The organism is Flavobacterium branchiophilum NBRC 15030 = ATCC 35035, from assembly GCF_002217205.1.
In the GTDB taxonomy this organism is placed as follows: domain Bacteria; phylum Bacteroidota; class Bacteroidia; order Flavobacteriales; family Flavobacteriaceae; genus Flavobacterium; species Flavobacterium branchiophilum.
In genome coordinates, this window is the sequence record NZ_MUGT01000047.1 from 46531 (window position 1) to 66784 (window position 20254).

Below are 20254 nucleotides of genomic sequence, written 5' to 3' on the forward strand. Positions count from 1 at the left end.
ATGTCACACACCCTTTCTTGTATTATTTGCCAAAAAACATTAAATAAAAGTACTATTGAACAAGTACTCAATTGCCAATTGCGCAGTATTGAAAACGCATTTGCTAGCTGGGTTGCAGAAACAGGAACGCTACTGCATATTAAGACGAGAAAAGGCACGTTCCTTATCAAACCTTTTGAACACACTCTGGTGAAAAATCCAATAAAGGATGAAATTATTGAATTTTCTTGCTGTGAGGCATCAGACGAATTTTATTTATATCAATACAAAAATTATAAAACGGTATTAGAATATGAATCATTTCAAGGAGAAGAAAATATACGAGGAAGTATTTTTTGGGATGATTATATCCTAGATGCTATCTGGGATTTGTTGGACACTTTTTGTGGAGAGGACTTGTCTGACTCTATTGATGAATGGGAATTTGAGGCTTATGAAATACTTGACGAAAAAGAAGGAGTCAGAAAAAATGATGTTTCGGAGGAAGTACTTTCTCAAACAGACGAAAATTGCAGTCCCGAGGAATTTATAGAAGCCATGAAAATTACCATCAAGCTTTTTCGAGAAAATAAGCTTCCAGATGCTTTTATCAAACAGAAACTAGAAGAAATGATACGCAATTATTACGGCTGTTTAGACAACGAAGCCATCAATATAATGCAAATGATACTAAACAATTCAGAATTAAAATCTTAAATCTTAAAAATATGACCCAATTAAACGAACTTCTTGAACAAGGTAAATTTGCGGAAGCGGTTGCTTTTTGCGAAAACGAATTGACTACCAATCCATCATCTGATAACCAATATAATTTGGCATTGTCTAATTATAATCTTGGCTTTCAACAGCAAGGGGAAGAACGAAAGAAGGCCCTTGAAGCTTCAAAATCTATTTTTGAAAACCTAATTCCTACGTATCAAAAGGAAGAAAATACCATTGCTAATAAACATAAAAATGTTTTTGATGTGTGTATGTATTTGGTTGAAATTCATTTTGATTTGGAGCAAAAACCAGAAGCTTTGGATTATATTCAACTGGCTTTTGATAGTTATCCTTACAATCACAATGCCAATTATCGTTTGGCTAGTATTGCTATCGAATTGGGGAATCTCACTCTTGGTGGTAAAATTGCTTCTCAATATTTTAGTTTCTGTTCCCTTGAGGGGGACTTGGATCAGGGCGAATTAATGGAAACAATGTACCAATTGTATGAAAATAAACAACATACCGAAGAGCTACTTTATGCTTTGTCTTTGACGTTTAACAACAGTCAATTCAGTCGTGTGCATTCCCATCAAGAAAAAGTGGATGAAATGATTGTTTTTTTGGCAAAATATCCACAGAGTATTTTGTTGCAAGGTGCAATAGGAAATTTGTTTTTTTATGAAGGAGATTATGCTACTGCTATGACTTATTTTGAGAAAACACTCGGACATCCAAAAGCTGTAACCAACTGGTATGCCCGTTATATTGTGGCACATATTATGCAAGTTGGCACAGCACCAAATAATTTACCAGCAATAACTCAAACCGATGCCGTAGATGTGTATAGTGGTGCTTCTACTTTACTTAATAATGCGGGAAATTTTGAAAATACGCCTGTTTATGACGCTATTATTGATTACAGAGAACAAATGCTTTCTCAAAGTTACCAGCTTTTTGAAGATTATTTCACCCAAGGAAAAGGAAGTTCTTTTTGTTTAAACGAACATTGGTTTTCAATGTGTTGCAATGATTACGGTATTGTTTTAAGAGAAAAAGAGGAAACACAACTAGCATTGAATATTCATAAAATTGGCTTCCATTATTCGGTTTTTCCAGCGCAATTAATGAGTTCACTCCGCTGTGCCAATGACTTAAAAAATGCCGATGAAATTTCTGAAATTTACCAATGGTACGATGAAAATTATGGTATTTCAACAGACTCTATTGGAGTGCTTTTTTACTTTGAAGCCAAGGTTTATCTCATTGACGCTCTGAAATATAGCGAAAGTGATTTAGCTTTTAGAAAACAAGTCATAGAAGATTTTTTAGGAGAAATAGAAGCCAACCAATATACTTTTTATGAAGCACATAGCACTACGAATAAACAGTTTTTTGATGAATCTATTGACGATTTGAAAGCACAATTAGTTGCCATAGATGCCAATATGCAGGTGTCGCCAGAGGACAGTTTTGCGATGCAAGAAGCCCTGAAAATAGCCGAACAAAGTCCGAATAATTATTCCAATTGGTATGTGCTTTTTCAGATGCAACACAAAATCGGGAACTATCACGAATGCATTCATTCGGCAAATGAGTACGAACGCAGTGCTTATGAAATGAGTGTGAATGTATGGGAAAATGAAAAATTCACCTTGAAATATCGCAAAGGATCTGCCTTGGTTCGCACAGGAAAAGCGGCTGAGGGAATACCATTATTGAAAGATGCAGAGCAAATAGATGCCAATGACTATTGGGTAAAACACGATTTGGCATTAGGCTATTTTGATCTCGACCAAACTGAGAACGGTCTGAAATATATGGATTTTTGTATCCAATATTACAAAAAAGAAAATCTACATTGGGACGATGAAATTGATGTATTAAGCCGAAAAGCCATAGCCCTAATGAATGAAAAAGGCAATAAAAAATGGATAGTGAAATTAGCAAACTTTATTTTAGAAAATGTTCCAAATGATATAGAAATCAAGGAATTAAAAAAGAAAAATACTAATTTGTTTGGGTTTTAATAATTAAAAAAGATGCAATGAATTTTGAAAAAATAGATTTTATAATTCGAATGACCAGTGTTGGCATCATTTGCCTTTTTGGTTCAATAGCTTTTATTTTCTGGCTTATTGGGTTAGAACATAATTTGGTTTGGAATCCAAAGTCATGCAGTTATTGGGCTTTGGGGTTGGGTATAATATTGATTTCATTAGGAATTGGTTTACTTGCATTGTATCCCACAAAAACAGAAACCTTTTTTCCTTATTTTTATACAAAAATTCTTATTCGGATTCCTGTTTATGGTATTGCAGGAGCAGGGATATTTCTCTTTTTTAGAAAATTAGTTCATTTGAAATAAAACAATAATTTTAATTTTGTGTAAGCTAAAACTATAAAAATCATGTGTACAAAAAAACAAATAACTCAATTATCGTATCAAATAGTAGGATATGCAATCAAAGTTCACCAAGAATTAGGGCCAGGGCTTTTAGAAAGTGTGTATGAAAAATGTTTGAAATACGAATTAGAAAAAAATGGATATGAAGTAAAACAACAACTTTCTGTAGCTATTCAATATGATGAATTAGAAATTGAGGCTGATTTGAAAGTAGATTTGTTAGTTAATGATTTGGTTATAATTGAATTAAAAGCAGTTGAAAATATGAATCCTGTTTACGAAGCCCAACTTTTAACCTATATGAAATTATTGCAAGTGCCACAAGGTTTATTGATTATTTTTTTTACAAACAATATCACAAAGACAACGAAACCATTTGTAAATGAATATTTTAGCGAATTACCCGATTATTAAAAACTTTAAAAAATGAAAAATAACTTTGACTTAATGAACCTTAATACCTTACTATTTAAATTGAATTTTCACCATTAAGAAATTAAGGGATTAAGAAAATTAAGCGTTACTGACTTAATGAACCTTAATGCCTTAATGTTTGAAAAGGATAAACCATTAAGAAATTAAGGAATTTAGAACTTTAAGAAACTTAATGAATCTTAATGCCTTAATGTTTAAAAAAAAATTACCATTAAGGAATTAAGAAAATTAAGTGTTACTAACTTAATGAACCTTAATGTCTTAATGTTTAAAAAGGAAACCATTAAGAAATTATGAGATTAAAAATGTTAAGCAACTTAATGAACCTTAATGCCTTAATGTTTAAAAATAAAAAAATGTTTAAAGAAAAATAAATGTTCAAATTATAATAAAATATGCAAAACCTATCCCAACTCTTCACCAATTGGATTGATTTAATCCATAAAATCGTTCCAGAACACAATCCGTATTTCAACTTGACTTCTGGTATTTCGGAAATGGAAATTGAAGCACATAAAACCCTTGAAAATGGACTTGAAATTCCTGTTGAATTAATCCATTTATACAAAATTTATAATGTTAAATACCATCCTGTTACGGCTGCTTTTCAATTTTTTATCAATGATTTTGAATATGATTTAATTCCATTTGAAAACATTAAAACAGAATGGGAAGGCATTCAGAATTTGTATTTTGGAGACAGCCTCGAGGAGGGTAATTTAGAAAATTTTGACCCAAAAGTCAATGCCGACGACTATGCCAATCCACGTTGGATTCCTTTTGCAGATGGGAAAAATGGTGATTACCTTCTTTTTGATACCGACCCAAGTGAATTAGGCACTTACGGGCAAATTATCGAACTCCAAAATGAATCTTGGGAACGCAATGTAGTAGCCAACTCACTTGAAGAATTGTTTCAAAATCAAATCGATATACTGCAATCGGGCAATCCTAATTTGTTTGAATTTATCTTAAAAAATGAAACCACAACAAATATCCAATTTCCTCCTGCTTCCGAACTCAAAAACCTGCTAAAAACTGTTCCATTTGACGAAGTAAAGCATCTTGTACCTGAGGATTCTTGGTTATACAAAGAATGTTCAAAAGCTACTGAAAACGAGATGATGGTTCATTTTTTTGAGGGCGATTTAGAAATAGACTATATCGATTTGGCACAACCGCTTATCGAATATGAACGTCGAAATGAAGATTATGAAACCTACTTGAGAGAACAAACGGGAATGTTTCTATTAATAACGGGCGATTTAAAAGCCAAAAATCTCTTTTCGAGCAATGATGATGGCGCTTTTGGTTTGGTCGTTTTGGGAGATGTCGAAGTACAAAATATGGTCATTGGCGGAAGCGAAATTCATATTTTGCAAGACCTCAAGGTGTCCGATTTACTTTGGGGAAATTACAATCATGGCAGTTTATACGTTGATTTAGAAATTTCTGCTAGGGTCATTATTTTCAGTGAAGAATACCATTTTGATGAAGAGCAATCGTCATACACTTCGGAATTTTATTTCAACGAAGACAGTGAAGATTATGAAGACGACACCGAATATTATATCGAAGTTGCCGAAAGTTTGTTTGAACCCGAACATTTATATTATTCCATCACAACTATAACCGATGAAGACATGGAAGAAATTGTGTTTTGGGGCAATATCGTAAATCGAGATTCCATTATTGAAAGCTTGAAACAAGATAAAAATGTACTGAAAACGGTTTTTGATGGACATAAATCTCATGCTGAAAAAACGCCTTTAGATATGCTCAAAGCTACTTTGAAAGAAATGGTTCCCATTTGCATCAAGAATAGTGAAATGAAAACCAGTCTATATCAAAGGATTCAAAACTTTGAAATCGAAGAAGCTATTTTGGATAATCCGCAGGAAGTTTTGGATGCTATTTGTGAGTATTTAGATGATGAATGTTCCAATCTTTTCCTCGTAATAGACCACAAATTGTCTGTTGATGATGTTTCATATAACATTGAAAAAGCTTTAAAAGAGAACTTTGGCCTTCATGGTTTTACACTGCCAAAAGAGTCCGATTACAAAGGTATTCCTTATTTATTGAAGGATATTTGGGCTGATTTTGAATTGGCTTTAAAAGGGATTGATTCCCGCCTACAATTGACTTTTTTAGAAACCAATACCGATTCGTATTTTATAGTTTTGCATCATGAATTAGATAAATGGTCGGTGGTAAGCATCCTGAAAACCCTTGGATTTGATAGTTATTTTCACGATTCGGACTTTTTGGAAGCGCACAACCATAAAAATATTCCGATTCTATTTGAAAACAAAGAACTTACTCTTGAAAATTACAATCGCTTTTTTGAAAATTATCAGGAAGAATATCATAATGAAGTGGCTATCATTTTACCACTTTCAAGAGCCAATGTGTTTGTAAACAAGCCGCATCAAAGAGCATCGGATGGTGCCGATGTACCACAAAGTATCTTTTTTTTATTGGATAATGGGTCAGAAATTTATATTTGGATTTCACCAAAAAAATTGTTGCAAAAACTCTTTTCAAAAACAGATCATTTTGATATTTTATACAAAAATACAGATGAAAATATCTATGAATTTAAACCGATTCAAGAGGTGCCAAATGCTTTAGAATGTTTTACACCAATTTGGTTTGAATTTTTAATTCAAGTGGAAAGAAGTCATTATTATTTCACTCAATTACAGCAAATTGCAACTCCTGAACGCATTAGAAATATCCTAAATTTGGAAGTGGTTCAGGACAAATACAACGATTACGAAGATGCCGACAAAATGCCTTGGCTGAGCGATTACAATTTGGCTTTCAATTGGTCGGAATCGGATTATGTAACCTTCAGGATTTCTGAAGAAATAGAAAGCACCACTGATTTTGATGCCAAACATTTTTACTTTGATACCTTTGCGAATGATGTTTCTCGCTTTCGGTATTGGTCAAGCCAAAACCAAGCAACCGATGATTTTTATACGAATGACAACAAAGCCATTCAATTTTTGGATTATGATTTAATAAAAAAAGCGACCAAAAATTTTATAGAGTGCGAGCAATTAATTCAAAAAGATAATGAAAAATATCTACTCAAAAATATAGAAGGAAAATACCATAGCTACTATCAAGAAAAGCCTTTTTCAGATGAAAAACAAGCCCAATTGACTTATGAAAACGTTCAAATTGTAGATGATTTTTGTCAACTTCAAAACCGAAAAAATACATACGATTTTTTCACAATAATTAGGAAATATCATTGGATTTCCGTTAAATCCAAAAAAGCAGATAACAATAATGCTATTCGATTGGCTATTTTGGACGAACCTTTTGGAAACGATACCAATGAAGAAAACTATGCTGCGTTGAAATATGCTATCGAAATTGACGAAACCAATTATGTAACCTTATGGCATAATTCCAAACAGGATTTTGATCCTAATAAAACCTTATCTTTTTTGCTTTTCAAACTGATAAATTTTGTACAAAAAGAGAAAAAAAGATTGGAAAAAGAAGCCAAAAAACAACAAAAATCTTTAGAAAAAGAAAAGCAACGAAAAGCCAATCAAATTGCTAATTATGTGGTTCAAAAACCTGTTGAAACCGTTACCATTCAAGGGCAAGTTTTACAGGTGATTGACCGTAAAGAAGCCGAAGTTTATCTGAATCAATGCACTGATTTTGAAGGAAATGAATTGTATGATGCTTTTTACATGTTTTCTACTGATGGCGATGCGGAAAGCATGAAAAATGGATTCTTCCTATTGGCTGATAACGAGATGGAACTCGAAAGTTTGTATCTCGACACCGTAATCGATCCAATTGATATGGATGAATTATATATTTTGGGCTATATTTTCAAAGAGAAACTAACCATCAAAAAACACCTAAGTGCCTATGATCTAGACTTTTCGCCACCGATTATTTGCCTTGCCGATGCTGATATTTTCAGTATGTATCTAAGTGGAAATACCCATTATTTCGATAAAAATTTAGATGCTGAATTCCTGCATGGGCATTACAATCACGGCGATTTGTATGTAAAAGGCACCGCCAGCATCAATCTGATTTATGCAGATGATTTCCGAATGAATTTCTTTAAAATAGTCTGTTGGGCACTGGTTTGTGATCAATATGATGTAACGTCTTCAGACACGATTATTAACGAAAAAAATGAAACTATAGAAGTAAGAAATCGCTACTTGGCGACCCATAATTTAGAAGATGTGCTTCTCGACCGCTTTTTATTTGAAGATGAATATGGTTTCAAAATAAAGGATCATGGCTACCTTCGAGAAAATCAATATGGCGAAGACGAAGAAACTTTTGTAGAGTTTATTGAGAAAGGCGGAAGCCCCATGGATTATGACAAACTCAATGCGGTAAACGATGAACTTGTGGATAATTTTGAGTCCCGAATCCAATCCATTTTGGACCAAACCGAAATAAAAAACTTAAATGTAAATGATATATTGTACAAAGGTTTAGAAGGAGAAGATTATTATTACTTCAAAGCAGATAATTATTTCCAAATAGGCAAATGGTTTCTGAATCAGCACATTGCAGTTTACATTTCACATTATTATGAAGAAGAAACCTTGCTCAATGTCAATTATTATCAAGACGACAACAGCACTTTGAAATATTCCTTTGAAACCAAATTAGAAGACGATTACATCACGACATTGGTTGCCAAACGCATTTTTCGGGAGGCTGAGAAGTGGGTTTTGTAATTAATAAAAATAAATGTAAATTTGAAAAAAAAATATGCGATTAAAATTATCTAAAAACAAGGCAGAAGAAGTATTAATTAATCTTTTAATGGAGGGTTATTCAATAAGACAAAAAGTAGATACAAATTATTCAATAAATTTTAAAAATAGGGAATTTGAAAACAACAGAATTTCTATAAATAACGAAATTAATACATGGAATAAAAAAGTATATAAAGATTTACAAAATATATTTCCAACTCTTTTACAATGCTATTACTTTAACAGTCCTCCGGAAGAGGGTTCAGTAATTGGAAAATTAAATGGAGATGCAGGATGGGATAATATGGTTAGCTTTATGTTAAAAAAAATCAACGCCTTGCACCGATTTTTAGAAATTGATATTAAACAATATACTGATTTACCAATTGGTAAAAGATTATATATAGAAGACATTGATAGCTTTAAAAATGTAAGAGATATAAATCCTAGTTTGGTAGATTGTGTATTGGAAAATGGTTATTTTGACAAGAGTGAAGACGAAGTTCAAATGGTATTTGAACAAATTATTAATGAATCTTTTCATAAAAAAGATTGGGGTGGTGAGGAAAATGATTTATATACATCAAATATATTAATAAATGGCAGAAGAACTAGCTCTGCATTTTTGCTAAAAGGGAATGGATTACGAAATAAAACTATGGAAATAAAAAATTGTGGAAAAAATGGAGATCAAATAATTAGACTATTACAAGCTCCTGCAGAACTCTTTATTATACAATTCGTGGGTAATATTAGTGAAAATGTAATTAAAGATATTGAAGGAAAAATAAACGAAAAGAATCTAAAAGGACAAAATGCCTATTATTGCATAATTAATGGTCAAGATACTGCACGAATATTTAAAGCATATAATAAATTATAATTTTTCTTTGAAACCAAATTAGAAGACGATTACATCACGACTTTGATTGCCAAACGCATTTTTCGGGAGGCGGAGAAGTTGGTTTTGTAATTACTTTTGAATGATTTTTTTCTTTTTAATATAAATTTTTCAACTGAAAACGGGTTTTCTAGCCCCGATTGAAGTGTAAAGCCCGGAACAAAAAAAGGGAGTGGTTCTTGGCAAAAAAAAGCGACCAAAGAAGCTCTTTTTTTGCCTTAGAACCACCCCTTTTTTTGTGAGGACTTGAAACGAAAAGCGGGAATAGCTTCAAATAAAAATACTTTGATACTGTACTACAAAAGTGTGTAAATTTTTTTATATCAATTTATGATATTGAGGCATAAAACTTACTGGACGCTTTTAGTACCATCTTTTTTTATTCTGTTTAGAGCCAGCAGATTTTCTTGATTTGTGAGCACCGCCGCTTCGATTGCTGTTTTTTGGTGCAGTTTCGGGCACACTTTTTGGGCTACCACTATGCCAAGGGTAAGGATGATCGGTTACGATGGCAACATCAACTTTGATTAATTTTTGGATGTCTTTCCAGTATGGTTCTTCATCTTTGCTGCAAAAAGAGATGGCTATTCCACCATTTCCGGCCCGGCCAGTTCTACCAATTCTATGTACATACGTTTCGGGAATATTAGGCAAATCAAAATTGATAACAAACGGCAATTGGTCGATATCTATACCTCTTGCAGCAATATCGGTGGCAACCAAAACACCAATTTCTTTATTTTTAAATGCTTCTAAAACCCTTTGACGGGCATTTTGCGATTTGTCTCCATGAATAGCTTCTGCAGGAATATTGTTTTTTCTGAGCGCTTTGACAACATTGTCTGCCCCGTGTTTGGTTCTTGAAAAAATTAACACGTCAGAAATGTTTTCATTTTTTATTAAATGATATAATAAATTTCTTTTTTCTGTTTTATCTACAAAATATATTTTTTGCGATACTTTTTCTGCGGTAGAAGATACAGGCGACACCGTTACAGATTCGGGATTGTTTAAAAACATTTCGGCTAATTCCCGAATTGCAATAGGCATAGTGGCTGAAAAAAGTAAGGTTTGTCGGTTTTTTGGTGTTAATTTAACAATTTTTTTTACATCGTTTACAAATCCCATATCCAGCATTTGGTCTGCTTCGTCCAATACAAGGGTGTGCAAATCATGCAAATGTATAAAGCCTTGTTTGTGCAAATCTAATAATCGCCCAGGCGTTGCTATCAAAACATCTACTCCTTTTTTTAAGGTTTCAACTTGTGGCAACTGCGACACCCCGCCAAAAATGGTGAGTTGCGTTAGGTTGGTGTATTGAGCATAGCTATCAAAATTTTGACCAATTTGTACTGCCAATTCACGTGTTGGAGTTACAACTAGTGCTCTTATCACTTTTGGTTTTTTTGACGAACCCACAATTCGATGTAGTTGATGGATGATAGGAATGGCAAAAGCTGCAGTTTTTCCTGTACCTGTTTGAGCACATCCAACCAAATCGTTTCCTGCTAATATAATGGGTATCGATTGTTCTTGAATGGGAGTTGCAGTGGTATAGCCTTGCTCGACAATGGCTTTTTGAATACTTTTTGATAGTGAAAATGCTTCGAATAACATGGTGTCTGATTAAGATTTTTAAGTATATTACTTAAATTATGGGCAAATATAGTGATTTTTAAACAAAAGAAGGTGTTGATTTTAAGGACACTTATTGATTTGAATGGTTTTATGGAATTTTAATTGTTTATTTCAAGCAAAAAAACTAATTTTGCCTTAAATTTATTAAGATTATGGTTTTATTATTTATAAAAAAATACAGATGGTTTTTTATTATATTGTTTGTTTTTTCTACACTTACCATAGGGGCTTTTTATATGGCTTTGAAACCCAAAAAACACTTAACAGTTTATAACCCAGATATGGTAAATCCTGAATTGGTAGATTCTACCGTTCAATATGTAAGTAAATATCATACAATTTCGGATTTTTCATTTACCAATCAAAATGGTAAAACCATAACTCAAAAAGATTACGAGGGTAAAATATATGTTGCCGATTTTTTCTTTACGACTTGTGGTTCTATTTGTCCAAAAATGACTACAAATATGGTTGAAATCCAAAAAGCATTCGCAAATAATCCTCAAGTAATGTTACTATCTCATTCTGTTTTGCCCGATACAGACGATGTAAAAGCATTAAAAAAATATGCTTTGAAAAATGGCGTAAACGATTTAAAATGGCATTTAGTAACGGGCAACAAGAAAGATATTTATACGATGGCTCGTAAATCCTATTTGGCAGTCAAGTTGGGCAAACCCAATGAATTGTATGACATGGTACATACAGAAAATTTTGTTTTAGTGGATACCAAACGTCGGGTAAGGGGGTTTTATGACGGAACAAAACCAGAGGAAATTCAAAAACTTATTGAAGACATCCATTGGCTTTTGGAAAATAACGAATAATTATTACAATTAAATAAACGTTATGTTTTGAAAGTAGGATTTTATTAAAATCCTACTGCTTTATCATCTCCTCTAAAATCTGCACCACCTTCTAATTGCTGGTTTGGCAAAACCAAAATGGCATCTACTTTTCCTATTACAGGGGCTGTTTTTTCGTTTATGAGATAGCCTTTTTTGACTAACTCATTTAATATTTGAGGGTCAAAACGATGAGGTTCAACTAAAATTTCATCGGGTAACCATTGATGATGAAATCGTGGAGCATCTACAGCATCTTGCATACTCATATTGTATTCATAAACATTTAAAAGCGTTTGCAATACCGAAGTGATAATCGTAGAACCTCCAGGTGAACCAAGAACCATATACAACCGGCCATTTTTTTCAACTATAGTTGGTGTCATGGAACTGAGCATCCGCTTTTGAGGAGCAATACTGTTGGCTTTTGCACCAATTAGCCCATATATATTGGCTACACCTGGTTTTATACTAAAATCGTCCATTTGGTTATTCAAAAAAAAACCCAAATCTTCTGAGTATAATTTGGAGCCAAATGCCCCATTTAAAGTGGTAGTAGCGGCAACTGCATTTCCAAAAGGATCTATTATAGAATAATGTGTAGTTTCATTACTTTCTGAAAATGAGATAGTTCCATGGTTCAATTCAGAAGATTTGGTTGCTTTATCAAAACTAAAATCTTTCATTCTCAATTTTAAATAATTTTCGTTGAGCAAGGTTTTTTGAGGAATTTTTACAAAATCAGGATCTCCTAAAAAATAATTTCTATCTGCATAAGCCCTACGTTCGGCCTCTGTAAGTAATTGCATACTTTGTGTAGAATGGTACCCTAATGTTTGTATATCGAAGGGTTCTATTTGTTTTAAGATTTGGGCTAAAGTGATACCGCCGCTAGATGGTGGTGCCATAGCAATAATATTCAAATTTTTATAAGGAAAAACAATGGGTTGCCGCCATTTGACACGGTATTTTTTTAAGTCTTTTAAAGTAATAATACCCTTATTTTTTTGGATAAAGGCAACCAATTGTTGGGCTGTTTTGCCTCGATAATATTCTTTTTGACCATTTTGTAAAATTCGTAAGAGCGTTGCTGCCAATTCAGGTTGTTTTAAGGTATCTCCTTTTTGAAAATCTCTGGCCATTTTTACATTAATGCCACTAATAGTTGCAATATCTTTTTGATGTTTTTGAAATTGAGCCGCTTGTTTTTCGGTTATTACAATTCCTTTTTGTGCCAATTGAATTGCGGGTTGAAAAATATCTGACAAGGGTAACGAACCCAACTTTTTGTGTACTGCAAAAATGCCAGCAATAGTGCCTGGAACTCCAATGGCAAGTCCACCATGTACGCTTAAATTTGGAATAACATTGCCGTTTGCATCTAAATACATGTCCCGATGAGCGGCTAAAGGTGCTTGTTCTCGATAATCTAACGTGCCTACACTCCCATTTGCTTTTCTATAAACCATAAAACCGCCTCCGCCAATGTTGCCAGCATACGGATATGCTACAGCCAAAGCCAATTCAGTTGCACACATAGCATCAAAAGCATTGCCCCCTTTTTGTAAGATAGCTGTTCCTATTTGTGCCGCTTCTTCCCGAGCAGCAACCACCATGGCTTTGGAGGCAATCAATCCTTTTGGTGTTTGGTCTTGTGCCAAAATGAAATTGCTAATTAATAAAAAAATAGATATAAAAAATGTATTTTTAGTAGGTATAGTCATCAAAAATAAAGGTTAGATTTATGAAAATAGTAGTCAGGATTTTAACCTAATGCCAACATTTTTAATTTGTTTGCGTTCAAAATGATTATTTTTTTTCCAATAATATCAATATCATTATTTTTATTAAATTCCGACAATAACCTGATGCAACTTTCTGTTGCCGTACCAATCATGCCAGCCATTTCCTCTCTCGACAATTGAATTTTGAGACTGCCATCTGGATTTTCGCCAAAATTTTCATACAAATAAATCAATGTTTCTGCCAACCGTTGCTTGACTGTTTTTTGAGCTAATGAAATGGTGTGGTCGTCGGCTTCTTTCAAATCGTTGCATATTGTTTTGAGTACCGCCATCGAAAATTTTTGATTTTCCTGAAAAAAGGGCATCATCTCACTTTTGGGTATAAAACATACTTTCATTTCTTCCAAAGCTACTGCACTTAAATTGGCATTTTCGTCGCTAATCATCGAGCGTTGCCCCAGTAGCTCGCCCGATTTGACAATTTTTATAATATGGTCTTTGCCATTTGTGCCAAGTTTGGTCATTTTACAAGCTCCTTCTTTAACACAAAACACCCCATTTGTTGCATCGCCTTCATTAAATATGGCATCCCCTTTTTTTAGATTGTATGTCGTTTTACAAATGGCAACTTTCGCCAATTCAGCTTCAGTTAGAGCGTTTAAAGAACTGTATTTTCTTACATCGCATTGTTCGCAGATTGTCATATTTGATGTATTAAGTGTTGAAATATTTGTAAGTAATATATTTAAAAAATAATTATTCTAAATTTTATAACAAAAATATAACTTTTAATGATAATTATCATCATTTTTTAGAATGTTTTTTTGAATATTTGCATTATACTAAAAATGCTTTTTATGGTTGTCGAAAAATGTTTTCATTGTGGCTTGGATACGGATGCAAATAATGAAATTGAATTTGATAAAAAAAAATTTTGTTGCAATGGTTGCAAAACAGTGTACGAAATATTTTCCATCAACGACATGAGCTGTTATTATGATTTTGAAAAAACACCTGGCAGTACACCCAACGACATTCAGGGCAAATATGATTTCTTAAAAAATGAAGATATTATTATAAAAATATTAGATTTTAAAGAAAATACAAACTGTATTATCTCTTTAACTATTCCTCACATTCATTGCAGCTCGTGTATTTGGGTTTTAGAAAACTTACAACGATTAAATCAAGGCATTTCAAAATCTGAAGTCAATTTTAATCAAAAAAAAGTAAGAATTCATTTTGATAATGATCTTGTTTCGCTTCATGAAATTGTAATTGTTTTGTGTTCAATTGGCTATGAACCCTACATCAGTCTCGAAAATTATGAAACAGGAACTCCGTCTATCGATCGATCATTGACCTACAAACTTGGAGTAGCCTTTTTTTGTTTTGGCAACATCATGTTATTGTCATTTCCCGAATATTTTGAGGTTGATGAATTTTGGCTCAACCAATACCGTAATTTTTTCAGATGGCTTATTTTTGCTTTGTCCATTCCTAGTTTTGTATATGCGGCCAGTAGTTATTATGTTTCAGCATTCAAAAGCCTTAAAAGCGGTATGCTCAATATGGATATCCCAATTGCGTTGGGCATCATTGTCATGTTTGTTCGTAGTACTTTTGACATTATAATGGATTATGGATCGGGTTTTTTTGATAGTTTAACAGGGTTGATATTTTTTATGCTATTGGGCAAAATGTTTCAAATTAAAACTTACAATTTTTTAAGTTTTGAACGAGATTACAAATCCTATTTTCCTATTGCAGTTACCAAAGTAAACCCTACCCATACACTAGAGGAAAGTATAGCGGTATATGATATTCAAAAAGGCGATATGTTGCTCATTCGCAATCAAGAACTGATACCTGTTGATGGTATTTTATTGTCTGAAGAAGCGGCTATTGATTATAGTTTTGTAACGGGCGAATCGCAACCCGTTTTTAAGAAATCTGGCGACACCCTGTATGCAGGAGGCAAGCAAATAGGAAAACCAATAGAAATGACGGTTTTACATACGATTTCGCAAAGTTATCTGACACAATTGTGGAGCAACGATGTTTTTCAAAAAACGGTCAATCAAAAGTATAAAACAATTACAGATACTGTTAGCAAATATTTTACTCCTATATTATTAATCACGGCATTTGCAGGATTTGGATTTTGGATTTTTCAAAATACCAATACCGCTTTCAACGTTTTTACGGCCGTTTTGATAGTTGCTTGCCCGTGTGCATTGGCACTTACCGCACCGTTTACTTTTGGCAATGTATTACGAATATTAGGAAAAAATGAATTTTATCTTAAAAATGCTTTAGTAATAGAGCAAATAGCACAAATAGACACTATTGTTTTTGACAAAACAGGCACCATAACGAGCAATTTAAAATCAGAAATTTCATATATTGGTAGCACTATATTGGATGCCGATATGGCAATTGTAAAAAGTACTTTGAGAAGTTCAAACCATCCATTAAGTAGGTTGTTATATGATTTTTTACCTGCATTTCCATCTATTAAATTAACTGATTATGAAGAAGTTACTGGCAAAGGATTGAAAGCTACTTTCCAAAATAAAACCATCACACTAGGTTCTAAAACATTTGTTGGAGCAGCCTCAATTATTGAAAACGAAAACCACCTGCAAACAGCCGTTCATATAGCCATTTCTGGAGTTTATCATGGTAAATTTGTTTTCAAAAATAATTACCGCAAGGGTTTAACCAAGCTTTTTCAACAATTGAGTACACAATTTGAGTTGAAAATAGTTTCTGGCGACAATGAAGGCGAAAAAGAGCGTTTAGAAAAATGGTTGCCTCCACATGTTGAAATGGTTTTTAACCAAAAACCCGAGCAAAAACTTGATTTTATCAAACAGCTTCAAATCGAAGGAAAGCGAGTCATGATGATTGGCGATGGGCTAAATGATGCAGGAGCACTGGCTCAAAGCCACGTTGGTATTTCAATTTCCGAAGATGTCAATGTTTTTTCTCCTGCTTGCGATGCTATTTTAGCGGCTTCAAAGTTTGAAAAAATTCCTGCATTTTTAGCATATTCACAGCAAGCCATGACTACTATCAAATGGAGTTTTACACTCTCAATACTGTATAATATTGTGGGGCTAGGTTTTGCTCTCACGGGACAATTACAACCTCTAGTTGCAGCCATTATTATGCCTCTAAGCACCATTACCATTGTAAGTTTTGTAACGATAATGAGTACTTATTTTGCAAAAAAATTATAAAAAAACGATTTTTTTATTTTTTTTATCAATAAAACCTAAATTTTGCTATATTTGTTTTGATGAAAAAAAGTAGCAATATGAAGTATTTTCTTTGGTTATTTATCGCAATTGGAACACAGGCACAACAATTCAAAAATGTTGATTTTCAATCTGTTAAAGCAAACTTAGACTTAGATGTAGCAACTAAAAAAGTTATAGGGCAAGTTGCTTTTCAATTTGAGGTAATGAATGAAATAGATACTATAAAAATTGATGCCGTCAATATGAAAGTTGATGATGTTCGGTTAAACAACAAAAAAGTTAAATATTTAGTTACCAACAAACAAATTCTCTTGTTTGACAACATCAAACGGGCTACCAATTACCTTACATTTAATTATGAAGTACAGCCCAAACAAACCATGTATTTTGTAGGCAATAATGACGATTTGCAAATTTGGACACAAGGGCAAGGCAAAAATAGCAGCGCTTGGTTTCCAAGTTTTGATGATTTGAACGAAAAATTGATTTTTAATCTCACGATTGGATTTGACAAAAAATTTGAAGTCATTTCAAATGGCCTATTAAAAAAGACTTTTTTCAAAAAAAATAAAAAATATTGGACTTATGAAATGCAAAAACCCATGAGTTCCTACTTGTTGATGTTGGCAATTGGTCAATTTGAACATCAAAAAATAAAAACTTCATCGGGCATTCCTTTATCATTGTATTATCAGCCCAAAGACCGTTCAAAATATGAAGCCACTTACCGGTATTCTAAAGAAATATTTGACTTTTTTGAAAAAGAAATAGGAGTTCCCTATCCTTGGTCTGTTTACAAACAAATTCCCGTGAAAGATTTTTTATATGCAGGCATGGAAAATACTACAGCAACTATTTTTTCGCAAGATTTTGTTATAGATGCTATTGGTTTTCATGATAAAAGTTATGTCAATGTCAATGCACATGAATTGGCCCATCATTGGTTTGGAGACTTAATTACTTCAAAATCAGATGTAGATCATTGGTTACACGAAGGATTTGCAACATATTATGCCCTTTTGGCAGAAGCACATTTGTATGGTCAAAATGAAATGGATTGGGAATTATACAACATGGCCGAACAATTGCAAAAAGCATCTGAAACGGATTCGATACCCATTTTAAGTAACAAGGCCAGTTCGCTAACCTATTATAAAAAAGGAGCATGGGCACTGCATGCACTAAAACATCAAATTGGGCCAGAAGCATTTCGAAAAGGAATAAAAAATTATTTACAAAAATATCAATTTTTAAATGTCAATACAAATGAATTTTTAGATGAAATGAACAAAGTAGCTCCATTTGATCAGGCTGTTTTTAAGAAAAAATGGCTCGAAAACGGCAAATTTGACATCATTGAAGCCATGAAAATTTTAAATCAAAGCCCGTTCATGAATCAATATTTTGATGTGGCTTCTATGGAAAATGTTAGCTATTTAGACAAAAAAAGTACCTTTTTAGAGCTTATGAAGTCCGATGCTTTTTACCCTATCAAATCAGAAATATTGTTTCAAATTAAAGATATTCCTTACGAGTCAAAATCAGATATTGTACAAGCCGCTTTTGCAACACAAAACTTGTCTATCAAACAAGATATTGCCCGACTGGGTATTCATTCGGAAGATTTTAAACCGCTTTATACTCAATTATTAAATGATAATTCCTATATTACAAAAGAAATTGTATTGACTAATTTATGGCGAAAATTTCCCGAAGACCAAACCGCACTCTTAAATCAAACCCAGGAATGGATAGGTTTTAATGATAAAAATTTACGTATTTTGTGGCTTACCTTGGCATTAAAAACGTCTAATTATAACCCTCAAAACAAAACCTCATTTTATGACGAGTTAATTGAATATTCGTCCGAAAAATATGAAAGTGCTACCCGACAAAATGCTTTAAATAATTTGATTTTTTTAAACAAAAATGATTTCAATTATTTGCCACATTTAGTTCAAGCTTTGACCAGTCATAAATGGCAATTTTCAAAATTTGCAAGAGAAAAAATCCGTTTGATGCTCAAAAATAGCTCCCATCGAAGTTATTTTGAAACTTTATTGGTTACACTTCCAAATGATCAAAAAACAATTTTAAATCATTTATTATTAGAAAAATGAGAGCATTAGTAATTTCAGGCGGGGGCAGCAAAGGGGCTTTTGCGGGCGGAGTAGCCCAATACCTTATCGAAAATAGGGGGTTTGAATACGACCTTTTTTTAGGTACTTCTACCGGCAGTTTGCTAATTCCACATTTGGCATTAAGCAAAGTGGACAAAATTTTTGGCATTTATACAAGTGTTGATATGTCGAAAATTTTTGACATCAATCCGTTTAAAATTAAAATGGAGAATGGAATAGAGGTAGTTAGTATCAATCATTTTAATGTAATCAAACAATTTTTTAGAGGCCGACGAACTTTTGGCGAAAGCCAAAGATTGAGAAAATATATTAAAGATAATTTTACAAAAGAAGAATTTAATCTACTTAAAAACTCCTCAAAAGACATTGTAGTTACAGTTACCAACTTGTCTAAAAACGAAGTAGAATACAAATCGATTAAAGATTTTAATTATCAAGATTTTTGTGATTGGGTTTGGATTTCTTGTAATTATATACCATTTATGAGTTTAAGCTCACGAAATGGCTCTTTGTATGGCGATGGCGGATTTTCTAGCTTAGTTCCAATTCGAGAGGCCATCAATAGAGGAGCCACAGAAATAGATGTTATTATTTTGGAAACAGAAAAATTATTACAACCCAGAAACATCGGAAAAAACCCATTTTCGTTGATGGTTGATTTGTTTCAAACCCTTTTAGACCAAATTGAAAAACACGATATTACCATAGGTAAACTCGCAGCAAATAATAAAAATGTAAAATTAAACTTATATTACACTCCTTCTTCTTTAACAAACAATCCATTGATTTTTAATAAAAATAAAATGAAAATCTGGTGGGACGAAGGGTTTCAATATGCAACCAGCAAAAATAAAGGTATTAAATAATACTTTTTATCTCATTTTTAATAAAAGAAATTGCCTCTACACTTGGTGATTTTTTATCCAAAAGTGCTTTCAAAATAGACTCCCTAAGTTGGTTGGCATTTGTTATTGAAGTTTCTTTATTGGTATTTCTAATAATTTGAATGGTTGTATTTTTAGCAGCCATAATGATAGTCCAAGCCGCTTCAGAAAGGTACAATTGTTGGGTTAAATTGTGTTCAAATTCTTGTTCGATTTGTGCAACAACAAAATTTTCATAATCCCATTTATTTTCGGATATAGGCTGAATTCTAATTAGTAATTGAGATAAAGATATACGCTCTAAAAACAAAATCATTCTTTCAAAAGCTTGTAATTGCAATGGCAAAACCGTTTTTTGACTCTCTTTTTGAAGCATCCATTTCCTGATTTTTTGTTGTTCTTTGAAATGTAAATTAAATAAATAATATGCCACACATCCTGTAATTATGGAGGGTAAGGTATAGGCTAATATTTGAATAAATGGGGTTGATGTCATGATTTTGAATTTGAATGCAAATAAACAAAAAAAC

The 20254-nt window shown here is 32.7% G+C and carries 14 protein-coding genes; 10 read left to right on the plus strand and 4 right to left on the minus strand.

The genetic code is table 11. The features are described from left to right. The 6 genes from B0A58_RS06545 to B0A58_RS06570 all read left to right on the plus strand — a co-directional run bounded on the left by B0A58_RS06545 (nt 1) and on the right by B0A58_RS06570 (nt 9187). Complete coding sequence (locus B0A58_RS06545) at nt 1-696, plus strand: hypothetical protein (protein WP_089080376.1); 696 nt, start codon at nt 1-3, stop codon at nt 694-696. Nucleotides 697-707: 11 nt separating this feature from the next. Beyond that, on the plus strand, nt 708-2732 hold the full coding sequence (locus B0A58_RS06550) for a tetratricopeptide repeat protein (protein WP_089080377.1): 2025 nt from the start codon (nt 708-710) through the stop codon (nt 2730-2732). Nucleotides 2733-2749: 17 nt separating this feature from the next. Continuing rightward, the gene (locus tag B0A58_RS06555) at nt 2750-3070 is read left to right on the plus strand and encodes a hypothetical protein (protein ID WP_089080378.1); all 321 of its coding nucleotides are present in this window, start codon (nt 2750-2752) and stop codon (nt 3068-3070) included. Between the two features lie 42 nt (nt 3071-3112). Then, nucleotides 3113-3523, plus strand: coding sequence for a GxxExxY protein (locus B0A58_RS06560; protein ID WP_089080379.1), 411 nt, complete (start codon nt 3113-3115; stop codon nt 3521-3523). A gap of 416 nt (nt 3524-3939) precedes the next feature. Beyond that, nucleotides 3940-8283 (plus strand): SMI1/KNR4 family protein, encoded by a 4344-nt coding sequence (locus B0A58_RS06565; RefSeq protein WP_089080380.1) that lies wholly within the window; start codon nt 3940-3942, stop codon nt 8281-8283. Between the two features lie 34 nt (nt 8284-8317). After that, complete coding sequence (locus B0A58_RS06570; protein ID WP_089080381.1) at nt 8318-9187, plus strand: hypothetical protein; 870 nt, start codon at nt 8318-8320, stop codon at nt 9185-9187. A 381-nt stretch (nt 9188-9568) separates the two neighbouring features. Here the strand turns inward: B0A58_RS06570 and B0A58_RS06575 are convergent, their stop codons facing one another. Continuing rightward, the gene (locus B0A58_RS06575; protein WP_014084241.1) at nt 9569-10822 is read right to left on the minus strand and encodes a DEAD/DEAH box helicase; all 1254 of its coding nucleotides are present in this window, start codon (nt 10820-10822) and stop codon (nt 9569-9571) included. A 173-nt stretch (nt 10823-10995) separates the two neighbouring features. On the opposite strand from B0A58_RS06575, the gene B0A58_RS06580 reads away from it, so the two are divergent. Continuing rightward, nucleotides 10996-11670: an SCO family protein gene (locus tag B0A58_RS06580; protein WP_089080382.1), complete on the plus strand. Its 675-nt coding sequence runs from the start codon at nt 10996-10998 to the stop codon at nt 11668-11670. Nucleotides 11671-11714: 44 nt separating this feature from the next. Here B0A58_RS06580 and ggt read toward each other — a convergent pair whose 3' ends face one another. Both ggt and B0A58_RS06590 read right to left on the minus strand, forming a co-directional pair. Then, nucleotides 11715-13412 carry a gamma-glutamyltransferase gene (ggt, locus tag B0A58_RS06585; protein WP_089080383.1) on the minus strand — a complete coding sequence of 566 codons (1698 nt, stop codon included), beginning with the start codon at nt 13410-13412 and terminating at the stop codon, nt 11715-11717. A 41-nt stretch (nt 13413-13453) separates the two neighbouring features. Next, nucleotides 13454-14137, minus strand: a complete 684-nt coding sequence (locus B0A58_RS06590) for a Crp/Fnr family transcriptional regulator (protein WP_089080384.1) — start codon at nt 14135-14137, stop codon at nt 13454-13456. A gap of 153 nt (nt 14138-14290) precedes the next feature. Between B0A58_RS06590 and B0A58_RS06595 the strand changes: the two genes are divergently transcribed. From B0A58_RS06595 to B0A58_RS06605, 3 genes are all read left to right on the plus strand, one after another. After that, nucleotides 14291-16678 (plus strand): heavy metal translocating P-type ATPase, encoded by a 2388-nt coding sequence (locus tag B0A58_RS06595; protein WP_089080385.1) that lies wholly within the window; start codon nt 14291-14293, stop codon nt 16676-16678. A gap of 77 nt (nt 16679-16755) precedes the next feature. After that, the gene (locus B0A58_RS06600; protein ID WP_089080422.1) at nt 16756-18819 is read left to right on the plus strand and encodes a M1 family metallopeptidase; all 2064 of its coding nucleotides are present in this window, start codon (nt 16756-16758) and stop codon (nt 18817-18819) included. After that, entirely contained in the window at nt 18816-19706 is an 891-nt protein-coding gene (locus B0A58_RS06605) for a patatin-like phospholipase family protein (protein ID WP_089080386.1), read from the plus strand. The genes B0A58_RS06600 and B0A58_RS06605 overlap by 4 nt, the downstream gene beginning before the upstream one ends. Here the strand turns inward: B0A58_RS06605 and B0A58_RS06610 are convergent. Next, a complete protein-coding gene (locus B0A58_RS06610) occupies nt 19699-20220 on the minus strand; it encodes a DUF7935 family protein (RefSeq protein WP_089080387.1) in 522 nt (173 codons plus the stop codon). The two genes, B0A58_RS06605 and B0A58_RS06610, sit on opposite strands and share 8 nt — an antisense overlap. Nucleotides 20221-20254: the final 34 nt, after the last annotated feature.

Bases quoted from the DNA above. Each gene is read 5' to 3' on its own strand.
- B0A58_RS06545 (WP_089080376.1), top strand. From the start codon at position 1: ATGTCACACACCCTTTCTTGTATTATTTGCCAAAAAACATTAAATAAA.
- B0A58_RS06550 (WP_089080377.1), top strand. From the start codon at position 708: ATGACCCAATTAAACGAACTTCTTGAACAAGGTAAATTTGCGGAAGCG.
- B0A58_RS06555 (WP_089080378.1), top strand. From the start codon at position 2,750: ATGAATTTTGAAAAAATAGATTTTATAATTCGAATGACCAGTGTTGGC.
- B0A58_RS06560 (WP_089080379.1), top strand. From the start codon at position 3,113: ATGTGTACAAAAAAACAAATAACTCAATTATCGTATCAAATAGTAGGA.
- B0A58_RS06565 (WP_089080380.1), top strand. From the start codon at position 3,940: ATGCAAAACCTATCCCAACTCTTCACCAATTGGATTGATTTAATCCAT.
- B0A58_RS06570 (WP_089080381.1), top strand. From the start codon at position 8,318: ATGCGATTAAAATTATCTAAAAACAAGGCAGAAGAAGTATTAATTAAT.
- B0A58_RS06575 (WP_014084241.1), bottom strand. From the start codon at position 10,822: ATGTTATTCGAAGCATTTTCACTATCAAAAAGTATTCAAAAAGCCATT.
- B0A58_RS06580 (WP_089080382.1), top strand. From the start codon at position 10,996: ATGGTTTTATTATTTATAAAAAAATACAGATGGTTTTTTATTATATTG.
- ggt (WP_089080383.1), bottom strand. From the start codon at position 13,412: ATGACTATACCTACTAAAAATACATTTTTTATATCTATTTTTTTATTA.
- B0A58_RS06590 (WP_089080384.1), bottom strand. From the start codon at position 14,137: ATGACAATCTGCGAACAATGCGATGTAAGAAAATACAGTTCTTTAAAC.
- B0A58_RS06595 (WP_089080385.1), top strand. From the start codon at position 14,291: ATGGTTGTCGAAAAATGTTTTCATTGTGGCTTGGATACGGATGCAAAT.
- B0A58_RS06600 (WP_089080422.1), top strand. From the start codon at position 16,756: ATGAAGTATTTTCTTTGGTTATTTATCGCAATTGGAACACAGGCACAA.
- B0A58_RS06605 (WP_089080386.1), top strand. From the start codon at position 18,816: ATGAGAGCATTAGTAATTTCAGGCGGGGGCAGCAAAGGGGCTTTTGCG.
- B0A58_RS06610 (WP_089080387.1), bottom strand. From the start codon at position 20,220: ATGACATCAACCCCATTTATTCAAATATTAGCCTATACCTTACCCTCC.